Source organism: Georgenia sp., from assembly GCF_054605595.1.
Window position 1 is genome coordinate 1 of record NZ_JBTSDU010000107.1, and the last position, 11,293, is coordinate 11,293.

At 72.5% G+C, this 11,293-nt stretch carries 10 protein-coding genes; 8 read left to right on the forward strand and 2 right to left on the reverse strand.

The window, feature by feature from the left end:
* The 5 genes from ACYC1Z_RS11705 to ACYC1Z_RS11725 form a co-directional block, all read left to right on the forward strand.
* On the forward strand, positions 1–364 hold a 364-nt coding region (locus tag ACYC1Z_RS11705; RefSeq protein ID WP_461409707.1), incomplete at its 5' end, for a bifunctional ornithine acetyltransferase/N-acetylglutamate synthase.
* A gap of 29 nt (positions 365–393) precedes the next feature.
* Positions 394–1,320 carry an acetylglutamate kinase gene (argB, locus tag ACYC1Z_RS11710; protein ID WP_461409716.1) on the forward strand — a complete coding sequence of 309 codons (927 nt, stop codon included), beginning with the start codon at positions 394–396 and terminating at the stop codon, positions 1,318–1,320.
* Positions 1,317–2,540, forward strand: coding sequence for an acetylornithine transaminase (locus ACYC1Z_RS11715; protein ID WP_461409708.1), 1,224 nt, complete (start codon positions 1,317–1,319; stop codon positions 2,538–2,540). Before argB ends, ACYC1Z_RS11715 begins: the two co-directional genes overlap by 4 nt.
* Complete coding sequence (locus ACYC1Z_RS11720; RefSeq protein WP_461409709.1) at positions 2,537–3,187, forward strand: arginine repressor; 651 nt, start codon at positions 2,537–2,539, stop codon at positions 3,185–3,187. The genes ACYC1Z_RS11715 and ACYC1Z_RS11720 overlap by 4 nt, the downstream gene beginning before the upstream one ends.
* A complete protein-coding gene (locus ACYC1Z_RS11725) occupies positions 3,184–4,455 on the forward strand; it encodes an argininosuccinate synthase (protein WP_461409710.1) in 1,272 nt (423 codons plus the stop codon). The genes ACYC1Z_RS11720 and ACYC1Z_RS11725 overlap by 4 nt, the downstream gene beginning before the upstream one ends.
* 172 nt (positions 4,456–4,627) lie before the next feature.
* Here the strand turns inward: ACYC1Z_RS11725 and argF are convergent, their stop codons facing one another.
* Both argF and ACYC1Z_RS11735 read right to left on the reverse strand, forming a co-directional pair.
* Positions 4,628–5,644 (reverse strand): ornithine carbamoyltransferase, encoded by a 1,017-nt coding sequence (gene argF / locus ACYC1Z_RS11730; protein ID WP_461409711.1) that lies wholly within the window; start codon positions 5,642–5,644, stop codon positions 4,628–4,630.
* A gap of 19 nt (positions 5,645–5,663) precedes the next feature.
* Positions 5,664–6,914 (reverse strand): arginine deiminase, encoded by a 1,251-nt coding sequence (locus ACYC1Z_RS11735; protein ID WP_461409712.1) that lies wholly within the window; start codon positions 6,912–6,914, stop codon positions 5,664–5,666.
* A 176-nt stretch (positions 6,915–7,090) separates the two neighbouring features.
* Here ACYC1Z_RS11735 and argH point away from each other — a divergent pair, with 176 nt between their 5' ends.
* The 3 genes from argH to tyrS all read left to right on the forward strand — a co-directional run bounded on the left by argH (position 7,091) and on the right by tyrS (position 10,676).
* Entirely contained in the window at positions 7,091–8,560 is a 1,470-nt protein-coding gene (gene argH / locus ACYC1Z_RS11740) for an argininosuccinate lyase (protein ID WP_461409713.1), read from the forward strand.
* A gap of 59 nt (positions 8,561–8,619) precedes the next feature.
* Positions 8,620–9,249, forward strand: a complete 630-nt coding sequence (locus ACYC1Z_RS11745; RefSeq protein ID WP_461409714.1) for a DNA-3-methyladenine glycosylase — start codon at positions 8,620–8,622, stop codon at positions 9,247–9,249.
* A gap of 155 nt (positions 9,250–9,404) precedes the next feature.
* Positions 9,405–10,676: a tyrosine--tRNA ligase gene (gene tyrS / locus ACYC1Z_RS11750; RefSeq protein WP_461409715.1), complete on the forward strand. Its 1,272-nt coding sequence runs from the start codon at positions 9,405–9,407 to the stop codon at positions 10,674–10,676.
* The last annotated feature ends 617 nt before the right edge of the window (positions 10,677–11,293 follow it).

Below are 11,293 nucleotides of genomic sequence, written 5' to 3' on the forward strand. Positions count from 1 at the left end.
GACCGTCCGGGGCGCCACCACCGAGCCCGCCGCCGTCGCCGTCGCCCGCGCGGTGACCCGATCGAACCTGTTCAAGGCCGCCGTCTTCGGCAACGACCCCAACTGGGGCCGCGTGCTCTCCGCCGTTGGCACCGTGCCGGTCGACGTCGCCCCGTTCGAGGCCGACGCCGTCGACGTCGCGATCAACGGGGTCCTCCTGTGCCGCGCCGGCGGCGTCGGCGCGGACCGCACCCTCGTGGACCTCGCAGCGGCGCGCGAGGTGCACGTCGACATCGACCTCCACGCCGGCCCCGGGACGGCCACCGTGTGGACCAACGATCTCACCCACGACTACGTCCACGAGAACAGCGCGTACTCCACATGAGCGAGCGGACCCCCCGGCTGAGCCCGGCCATGGACCCCGACGTCCCCTTCGACACCGAGACGGACCTCTTCCCGCACCAGAAGGCCGAGGTGCTGGTGCAGGCGCTGCCCTGGCTCCAGCGCTTCTCGGGGGCGCGCGTCGTCATCAAGTACGGCGGCAACGCCATGATCGACGAGGACCTCAAGCGGGCCTTCGCCCAGGACGTCCTCTTCCTCCATCAGGTCGGGCTGCGGCCCGTCGTCGTCCATGGCGGCGGCCCGCAGATCTCCCGCATGCTCGACCGCCTCGGCCTCGACTCGCAGTTCCGCGGCGGCCTGCGGGTCACCACCCCCGAGGTGATGGACGTCGTCCGCATGGTCCTCACCGGGCAGGTGCAGCGTGAGCTCGTCAGCCTGCTCAACGCCGAGGTCGCCCACGCCGTCGGCCTCTCGGGGGAGGACGGTCAGCTCATGCGGGCCGCGCGCCGCCCCGCCACCGTCGACGGCGAGCCCGTGGACGTGGGCCAGGTGGGTGACGTCGTCGCCGTGGACCCGCGCGCCGTCGAGGACCTCCTCGATGCCGGCCGCATCCCCGTGGTCTCCACCGTCGCGGTGGACGTCGCCGAGCCGACCCAGGTCCTCAACGTCAACGCCGACACCGCGGCGTCGGCGCTCGCTGTGGCGCTGGGCGCCAGCAAGCTCGTCATCCTCACCGACGTCGAGGGCCTGTACGGCGCCTGGCCGGACCGGTCCTCCCTCATCAGCCAGCTCGACACCGACGAGCTCGCCGGCATGCTCGGTTCCCTGGAGTCGGGCATGGTGCCCAAGATGGAGGCGTGCCTGCGCGCGGTGCGCGGCGGCGTCCCCCAGGCCCACGTCATCGACGGCCGGACCGAGCACTCGATGCTGCTCGAGATCTTCACGGACGAGGGGGTCGGCACCCTCGTCGTCCCCGTGGCGCGGGAGGCGCAGCAGTGAGCACCTGGCAGGAGCGCTACGGCGCCGCGGTCATGAACACCTTCGGCCCGCCGAAGCTCGTCCTCGAGCGTGGCGCGGGGTCCTACGTCTGGGACGCCGAGGGGCGCCGCTACCTCGACCTGCTCGGCGGCATCGCCGTCAACGCGGTCGGCCACGCCCACCCGGCGTGGGTGCGCGCCGTCAGCGACCAGGCTGCGGCGCTGGGGCACATCTCGAACTTCTTCACCTCACCCGGGCAGGTCGCGCTCGCCGAGAAGCTCCTCGAGATCGTCGTGCCCGGCGGGTCGCCGCCCGGTTCCCGGGTGTTCTTCGCGAACTCGGGCACGGAGGCCAACGAGGCGGCGCTGAAGATGGCACGCCGCCACGGCGGCCCGGCCCGGCCCCGCGTCCTCGCGCTCGAGGGCTCCTTCCACGGGCGGACCATGGGGGCGCTGGCCCTGACCCACAAGGCCGCCTACCGGGAGCCGTTCGAACCGCTGCCCGGCGGGGTGGAGTTCGTGCCCTTCGGGGACCTCCCCGCGCTGGAGGCGGCGCTCGGGGACGACGTCGCCGCGCTCTTCCTCGAGCCCATCCAGGGGGAGGCGGGGGTGCGGCCGCTGCCCGAGGGGTACCTCGCCCGCGCCCGGGCCCTCACCACCGACGCCGGCGCCCTCCTCGTCCTCGACGAGGTCCAGACCGGCATGGGGCGTACCGGCGCCTGGATGGCGCACCATCACCGCCGACTCGGGGGCGGCGCGGTGCCCGACGTCATCACCCTCGCCAAAGGTCTCGGTGGCGGCTTCCCGATCGGTGCGGCGGTAGCGATCGGCGGACACGCCGCCGGCCTGCTCGGCCCGGGCCTGCACGGCACCACCTTCGGCGGCAACCCGCTCGCGTCCGCCGCGGCGCTCGCCACGATCGCCATCATCGAGTCCGAGGGCCTCCTCGCCCACACCGCCGAGCTCGGCCGGGAGCTGCGCGAGAAGCTCGCCGGGCTCGGGCACGCAGCCATCAGTGAGGTGCGCGGCGAGGGCCTGCTCATCGCCGTCCAGCTCGGCGCGCCCGTGGCACCCGCCGCATCGGCGGCACTTCTCGACGCCGGCTTCATCGTCAACCCGGTCCGCGCGGACGCCCTGCGTCTGGCCCCGCCGCTGAATCTCGCCGCCGAGGACGCGGACTCCTTCCTCTCCGCCCTGCCGGCAGCGCTGGACGCGGCCCTCGTCGCGGGGCACCAGCGATGAGCGTCGTCGAGGGAGACAGCACCACCGAGAGCGCCCGGGTCGCCACCACGAAGGCCGGCCGCCATGCCGTGATCGCGCAGATCCTGGCGCGTTCCGCGGTGCGCTCGCAGCCCGAGCTGCGCGCGGCGCTCGCGGCCCACGGGATCACCACCACCCAGGCCACCCTCTCGCGCGACCTGGACGAGCTGCGTGCCCAGAAGGTCCGCGGCCCGAACGGGGAGCAGGTCTATGCGCTCCCGGCCGAGGGCGGCACCGGCCCGGCCGGGCCTCACGATCCCGAGCAGATCGCGGGGAGGCTGCAGCGCTGGTGCGCCGAGGTGCTCGTGAGGGCGGACTTCACGCTCAACCAGGTCGTCCTGCGTACCCCGCCCGGCGCGGCCCAACTGCTCGCCTCCGCGATCGACCAGTCCGTCCTCCCGGGCGTGCTCGGCTGCATCGCCGGGGACGACACCGTCCTCGTCGTCACGCGCGGCGCCGACATCGCGGAGGCGCTGACCCGGCGACTCCTCGACCTGGCCGGTCGCGGCAGACCCGGGCACGACACCAGCAGACCGGGCCCCACCAGCACGCCGGACCCCACCGGCAGACCGGACACCACCAGCATGCCCGCCACCCCCGCGGGACCGAACCCAGGAGAGCACCGATGAGCGAGACCACCCCCCCCACGACCGGCGGCCAGAAGGAGCGGGTCGTCCTGGCCTACTCCGGCGGCCTCGACACCTCCGTCGCGATCGGCTGGATCGCCGAGCGCACCGGCGCCGAGGTCGTCGCCGTCGCGGTCGACGTCGGCCAGGGCGGCGAGGACCTCGAGGTCGTGCGTCAGCGCGCCCTCGACTGCGGCGCCGTCGAGGCGTACGTGGCCGACGCCCGCGACGAGTTCGCCGAGGAGTACTGCATGCCGGCCCTGCGGGCCAACGCGCTCTACATGGACTCCTACCCGCTGGTCTCCGCGCTGTCCCGCCCGGTGATCGTCAAGCACCTGGTGCGGGCCGCCCGGGAGTTCGGCGCGACGACCGTCGCCCACGGCTGCACCGGCAAGGGCAACGACCAGGTGCGGTTCGAGGTCGGCATCACCTCCCTCGCCCCGGACCTCAAGTGCATCGCCCCCGTGCGCGACCTCGCCCTCACCCGCGACGTCGCCATCGAGTACGCGAACAGGCACGCCCTCCCGATCGAGACCACCAAGCGCAACCCGTTCTCCATCGACCAGAACGTGTGGGGCCGTGCGATCGAGACGGGCTTCCTCGAGGACATCTGGAACGCGCCGACCAAGGACGTCTACAGCTACACGGACGACCCGACGTACTCCCCGTTGCCCGACGAGGTCGTCATCACCTTCGACAAGGGCGTGCCGGTCGCCGTCGACGGCACCGCCGTCACGCCGCTGCAGGCGATCCAGGAGCTGAACCGGCGCGCCGGAGCCCAGGGCGTCGGCCGCATCGACATCGTCGAGGACCGCCTCGTCGGCATCAAGTCCCGCGAGATCTACGAGGCACCGGGCGCGATGGCGCTGATGGCCGCCCACAAGGAGCTCGAGAACGTCACGATCGAGCGCGAGCAGGCCCGGTTCAAGAAGACGGTCGGCCAGCGCTGGACCGAGCTGGTCTACGACGGCCAGTGGTTCTCCCCGCTCAAGGCCTCCCTCGACGCCTTCATCGACGACACCCAGCAGTACGTCAGCGGTGAGATCCGGCTGGTGCTCCACGGCGGCCGCGCCACTGTCACCGGCCGCCGCAGCGAGCAGAGCCTGTACGACTTCGACCTCGCCACCTACGACACCGGTGACACGTTCGACCAGTCGAACTCGCGCGGCTTCATCGAGATCTTCGGGATGACGTCGAAGCTGGCCGCCGCGCGCGACGTCGCGTTCGGCAAGGGGGTCGACCTGTCGAAGGTACCCACCCTCAAGGGCTGAGCCGCGGGGGAGCTGAACCAGCGGAGGGCGGCGCCGGCGAACCGCCGGCGTCGCCCGCGGGTCGGCTGCCCCGAGCACCCTGGCGGCCAAGTGCGTCGGGCGGGATCTCAAGAGCGGGCGGCGAGGGTCCGCGACGTCGCACTCGAGCAGCTCGTCCAGAGGGCCGGGACGATCACCCCAGCGTCGCGACGAGCACGGCCTTGATCGTGTGCATGCGGTTCTCGGCCTGGTCGAAGACGACCGACGCCTCGGATTCGAACACCTCGTCGGTGACCTCGAGCGCGGCCATCCCGGTGCGGTCGTAGATCTCCCGGCCGATCGTGGTGCCGAGGTCGTGGAAGGCCGGCAGACAGTGCATGAACCGCACCCCGGGGTTGCCGGTGGCGGCCAGCAGCGCCGCATTCACCTGGTAGTCGCGCAGCCGGGCGATGCGCTCGTCCCACGCCTCCTTCTTCTCGCCCATGGACACCCACACGTCGGTGGAGACGAAGTCGGCGCCACGCACGCCGCTCGCGACGTCGTCGGTCACCAGGAGCCGGGCGCCGGTGCGGCCCGCGACGCCCTGCGCCAGGCCGACCACCGCAGGGTCGGGCTGGAGCCCGGCGGGGGCGACGAGCCGCACATCCATGCCCAGCAGCGCACCCGAGAGCAGGATGGAGTGCGCGGTGTTGTTCCGGGCGTCACCGACGTAGGCGTGGACGAGCTCGTGGTCCGGCTTGTGGACCCCGTCCACCACGGGCGCGTGCTCGCGCATGGTCAGCCCGTCGGCGAGCATCTGCGTGGGGTGCCACTCGTCCGTCAGGCCGTTGAAGACGGGCACGCCCGAGTACTCCGCGAGCGTCTCGACGTCGGCCTGCCGGGCGCCGCGGTACTCGATGCCGTCGAAGAAGCGGCCGAGCACCCGGGCGGTGTCCTTGAACGACTCCTTGTGCCCGATCTGCGAGCCCGCCGGGTCCAGGTACGTCACGTGCGCGCCCTGGTCGTGCGCGGCCACCTCGAACGCGGTGCGCGTGCGGGTGGACGTCTTCTCGAAGATGAGGGCGATGTTCTTGCCCACCAGCCGGCGTCGCTCCGTGCCGGTCTTCTTGGCGGCCTTGAGGTCGGCGGCCAGGTCGAGCAGCGAGCGCCACTCCTCGGGGGTGTGGTCGAGCTCCTTGAGGAAGCTGCGTCCGCGCAGGTCGGTGATCACGCACGTGCCCTTCGTCGAGTCAGATGCCGCTACGGATCGTAGGGCAACTCAGGCATCGCGGGCCGCCGCGTCCACGGCCCAGCTCGGCCCCGGGCATCGTCAGCACCTCGATGCCGGACTCGCGCAGGTAGGCGTTCGACGTCGTCGTCCGGTCGTAGGTGACCACGACGCCGGGGGCGAGTGCCAGCGCATTGCAGCCGTCGTCCCACTGTTCGCGGGCGGCGGAGCGGACGTCCTGCTCGGGGGTGAGGATGCGCAGGTCCGTGCGGCCGACGGCATCGGCGAGCGCGGCATGCATGTGCTCGGGGTCGTGGTCGTCGATGACGAGGCCGTCCGGCCCGGGGGTGATCGTGTAGGAGGGGAGCATCCCAAGTCCCTCGTAGGTGAGGAAGGACCGCTCGTCGACCATGGTCATGACGGTGTCCAGGTGCATGAAGACCCGCGACTTCGGCATGGCGACGGCGAGGACGCGGTCCGCGGCATCGGCGGCGAAGAGCCGGGTCGCCAGCCGCTCGATGCCCTGTGCGGTCGTGCGCTCACTCATCCCGACCAGGACGGCGCCACCGCCGAGCACGAGGACGTCACCGCCCTCGACGGTGGCCGCGCCGTCGGCCGGACCGTCGGACCAGTGCCGGAAGGGGGAGCCCGCGAAGCGCGGGTGCCAGCGGTAGATCGCGTCGTAGGCGAGCGACTCCCGCAGCCGCGCCGGCATCCGCATCGCGCTCACCGCGACGCCGCCGTACACCCAGCACGAGGCGTCCCGGGTGAAGAGGTGGTTCGGCAGCGCGGGGATCACCAGGTCGTCGAGGTCCATGGCGTGGAGCACCAGTGAGCGGGGGGTGTCGACACGTTCGAGCAGCTCCCGCTTGGTGAGCCCGCCGACGAGCATGTCCGTGAGCTCGGCGTCGTCGGCGGCCGCGGCCATCGCGAGCAGCGCCGGGGTCGCGGCGGGGCCGTAGGTCCGCTCGTCGAACACCGCGCCCAGCATGGTGGCCCGGGCCTGGGGCACCGCGAGGGTTTCCCGCAGCAGGTCGGTCAGGAGCAGGACCTCGACGCCGGTGTCCGTCAGCAGGGCGTGGAGCTCGTCGTGCTCCTCCTGGGCGCGCCGCACCCACAGGAGGTCGTCGAAGAGCAAGGCGTCCTTGTTCTCCGGCGTCAGGCGCAGCAGCTCCAGCCCCGGCCGGTGGAGGATCACCTGGCGTAGCCGGCCCACCTCGGACCCGACGTACGGTGCGGGTCCCCCCGGTCCGGTCTGCGGCGTCGGCTCCATCGCGTCTCCCCTCGACAGGCCCCTACGCTCTCACGGCCCACCGACAGTCGCTGCCCCGACGAGGCTCGGCCGGCGTCGCCGGGGCGGGTCCGCGGCCCCCGCGCCCGCGCGGGGCGGGCCGTCCCGCGCGGCGGACTCGTGTGCGCGCAGGCCCGCGCGCACGGTTAGATCGGGACATGGACAAGCCCGCCGACATCGCGTCTCCCGCCCCCGACCAGCCGGGGCACCTGAGCCTGTGGGGCGGTCGCTTCGCCGGCGGACCTGCGGACGCCCTCGCCGCGCTGAGCAGGTCCACCCACTTCGACTGGCGCCTGGCCCGCTACGACATCGCCGGCTCACGCGCGCACGCCCGCGTCCTGGGGGCAGCGGGCCTGCTGGACGACGCGGAGCTGTCCGACATGCTGGACGCCCTGGACCGGCTCGAGGTCGACGTCGTCTCCGGTGCGTTCGGGCCGGGGGAGGACGACGAGGACGTCCACACCGCGCTCGAACGCGGACTCATCGAACGTGCGGGCGCGGCCCTCGGCGGCAAGCTCCGGGCCGGCCGGTCCCGCAACGACCAGATCGCCACCCTGGTGCGCATGTACCTGCGTGACAACGCCCGTGAGCTCGCCGGCGGCGTCCTCGACGTCGTCGAGGCCCTGGTGGGTCAGGCTGCCGCCCACCCGGACGCCGTGCTGCCGGGACGCACCCACATGCAGCACGCCCAACCGGTCCTCCTCGCGCACCACCTGCTCGCCCACGCGTGGCCGCTGCTGCGGGACGTCCAGCGCTGGGTCGACTGGGACGCCCGCGCGGCCGTGTCGCCGTACGGTTCCGGCGCGCTCGCAGGCTCCTCGCTCGGGCTGGACCCCGACGCCGTCGCTGCGGACCTGGGCTTCGACTCTGCCGTCGAGAACTCCATCGACGGCACGGCCGCCCGTGACGTCGTCGCGGAGTTCGCCTTCGTCGCCGCCATGGTCGGGGTGGACCTCTCCCGCCTGAGCGAGGAGATCATCGTGTGGGCGACCAAGGAGTTCGGCTTCGCCAGGCTCGACGACGCCTACTCCACCGGGTCGAGCATCATGCCCCAGAAGAAGAACCCGGACGTCGCCGAGCTCGCCCGCGGCAAGGCCGGCCGCCTCATCGGCGACCTGACCGGGCTGCTCGCCACCCTCAAGGGCCTCCCGCTCGCGTACAACCGCGACCTGCAGGAGGACAAGGAACCGGTGTTCGACGCCGTCGACACCCTCGACCTGCTGCTGCCCGCCGTCGCCGGGATGGTCGCGACGCTCGACCTCGACACCGACCGGATGGCGGAGCTCGCGCCCCAGGGGTTCTCCCTGGCGACGGACATCGCCGAGTGGCTGGTGCGCCAGGGCGTGCCGTTCCGGGTGGCGCACGAGGTCGCCGGCGCCTGTGTGCGCGAGTGCGAGGCGCAGGGCAAGGAGCTATGGGACCTGACCGACGCCGAGCTGGCGACCATCAGCGAGCACCTCACCCCGGCCGTTCGCGAGGTGCTGACCGTGGCGGGGTCCATCGCGTCGCGCGACGGGCACGGCGGCACGGCTCCCGTGCGGGTGGTCGAGCAGCTCGCCCGGGCCGGGGCGCTCGCCGCCGACCTGCGCAGTTGGGCCGAGGGCGACGAGGAGACGGACGGGGCGTGATGCCGCACGGGGCGCGGCCCGGCTGCGGCGTGGCTTCGGGAGCCGGGCCCGGAGGTGGTGTGACGCCGCTGGTGTCCGAGCCCTGGGCCGAGCTGCTGGCCCGGCCCGCCGTCGATGTCGCGCCGCTCCTCCTGGGTTCCGTCCTCACCGTCCGGGGCCCCGGCGTCGTCTCCGTCCGGCTCACCGAGGTCGAGGCGTACATGGGGGAGAAGGACCCGGGCTCGCACGCCTACCGGGGCCGTACCCGGCGCACGGCGCCGATGTTCGACGCCGGCGGGCGGCTCTACGTGTACTTCACCTACGGGATGCACTGGTGCGCCAACCTGGTCTGCGGGGCGCCTGGTACCGCCTCGGCGGTGCTCATGCGGGCGGGCGAGGTCGTGGCGGGTCATGAGCTTGCGCGCGCCCGACGGTCGGCGGCTCGAAGCGATCGCGACCTGGCCCGCGGGCCGGCGCGTCTGGCCCAGGCGGTCGGGTTGTCGGGCGCGGACAGCGGGCTCGTGCTCGCCGTCGGCGGCCGGGCCGAGCTCGAGCTCGCCGCGCCGGCGGCGCCCGATCGGGTACGCCGTGGCCCTCGCGTGGGGGTGGCCGGGGACGGCGGGGACGCCGCGCGCTACCCGTGGCGCTTCTGGCTCGACGGCGAGCCGACGGTCTCGGCCTATCGGCCCGCCGCCTCCCGGCGCGGCTGAGGCACGAGGGGCCGGCGAACCGTCACGGGATGTCCCCGGATGTTCGCCGCCGCGCGGTTGGGGGCCGAGACGATGCGTGGTCGGCGCCCATGGCGCGGCACACTGGTAGCCGTGCACGGGGACAGGTCTCGGGCACGACGACGAGAGGCAGACGAGTGACCGACATCCTCGACGAGCTCCAGTGGCGTGGGCTGCTGGCACAGTCAACCGACATCGACGCGCTGCGCCCGGTGCTGGCCGAGGGTCCCGTCACGTTCTATTGCGGCTTCGACCCCACGGCACCGAGCCTGCACATCGGCAACCTCGTCCAGATCCTCACGGTGCGCCGGCTCCAGTCGGCCGGGCATCGCCCGCTCGCGCTGGTCGGTGGCGCGACGGGCCTGATCGGTGACCCGAAGATGACCGGGGAGCGCACGCTCAACGAGCGGGACACGGTCGCGGGCTGGGTGGAACGCATCCGCCGGCAGATCGAGCCGCTGCTCGACTTCGACGGCTCCAACGCGGCCCGGATGGTCAACAACCTGGACTGGACCGAGCACCTCTCGGCCATCGACTTCCTGAGGGGCATCGGCAAGCACTTCCGGCTGGGGACCATGCTCGCCAAGGACACCGTCGCGCGTCGTCTCGCGAGCGACGACGGCATCTCGTTCACGGAGTTCAGCTACCAGATCCTCCAGGGCATGGACTACCTGGAGCTCTACCGCCGCCACGGCTGCGTGCTGGAGACCGGCGGCAACGACCAGTGGGGCAACCTGCTCTCCGGCGTCGAGCTGGTGCGCAAGGTCGAGGGCGCCGCCGTGCACGCGCTCACCACGCCGCTCATCACCAAGGCGGACGGGACCAAGTTCGGCAAGACGGAGTCCGGCACGGTGTGGCTCGACCCCGAGCTGACGACGCCGTACGCGTTCTACCAGTTCTGGCTCAACACCGCAGACGCCGACGTGGTCCACTACCTCAAGGTCTTCACCTTCCGATCCCGCGAGGGGCTCGTGGAGCTGGAGCAGGCGGTGGCCGAACGCCCACAGGCACGCGAAGCGCAGCGTGCCCTGGCCGAGGACGTGACGACACTCGTGCACGGTGCGGAGGCGACGGAGCGGGTGCGACGCGCCTCGCAGGCGCTGTTCGGCCGAGACGACCTGCGCGCGCTCGACGAGCAGACGCTGAGCGCGGCCGTCGCGGAGCTGCCCCGGGCGGCAGCGGTGGTGGACGAGTCCACGGTCGTCGACCTGCTGGTGGCGACCGGCCTGGAGAAGGGCCGCTCGGCCGCGCGACGGACCCTTGCCAGCGGCGGGGCCCACCTCAACAACGAGAAGGTCGTGGACGAGGAGCGCGTCCTCGCCGGCACGGACCTGCTCCCCGGTGGATACGCGCTCCTGCGCAAGGGCCGCCGTCATCTTGCCGTCGTGGCCGCGGACGGCGCCCGGTAGGCGAGATCCTCACGGGGGCCGGCCTGCTGGACCTGTGTCCGGCGGTCGGCGTCCGGCGAGGCCCCATCAGCCGGCACGTCGCTGCCACGGGCGCCAGGGGGTGAACGCAAGGCGACGCGCCAGTGAATCGTTGTGGGTGAGGTCTCAGCCGGTCGGACGCTCTGTACGGGCGGCTCCAACGTGCCTGATAGGGGGCGAATGTGCAGGTCAGCACGCTAACGTCGTGTCACGCGGCGGGCCGGCAACCAAGTTGACGTCCCCGAAACAGACACGTAATGTTCTATCTGCTGCACCGGGGAGACGCGGACACGAAGGCCAGACGGCCGACGCGGCCGATCCACGGATGCGGAACCCTGAGAACTCGAGGTCGTCGGTCATCCCCGACGGGCGGTGAGTTCCCAAGGGGCCAGCCTGGAGGATCCGGTCGGTGGCTCGCGAGAAGATGGCGCGGCTGTTGACAGACTCCACGTGGATGGCTAACTTAGAGAGGTTGCCCCGGTTCGGGCCTGGTGGTTGGTTTCGCTGGGTTTCGGGTTGGTGTGTGTCTGTTCTTTGAGAACTCAACAGTGTGCCAAGTTTTTTGATGCCATTATGGCTCTGAGCGCGTGGCTTGTGGT

Bases quoted from the DNA above. Each gene is read 5' to 3' on its own strand.
- argB (WP_461409716.1), top strand. From the start codon at position 394: ATGGACCCCGACGTCCCCTTCGACACCGAGACGGACCTCTTCCCGCAC.
- ACYC1Z_RS11720 (WP_461409709.1), top strand. From the start codon at position 2,537: ATGAGCGTCGTCGAGGGAGACAGCACCACCGAGAGCGCCCGGGTCGCC.
- ACYC1Z_RS11725 (WP_461409710.1), top strand. From the start codon at position 3,184: ATGAGCGAGACCACCCCCCCCACGACCGGCGGCCAGAAGGAGCGGGTC.
- ACYC1Z_RS11735 (WP_461409712.1), bottom strand. From the start codon at position 6,914: ATGGAGCCGACGCCGCAGACCGGACCGGGGGGACCCGCACCGTACGTC.
- argH (WP_461409713.1), top strand. From the start codon at position 7,091: ATGGACAAGCCCGCCGACATCGCGTCTCCCGCCCCCGACCAGCCGGGG.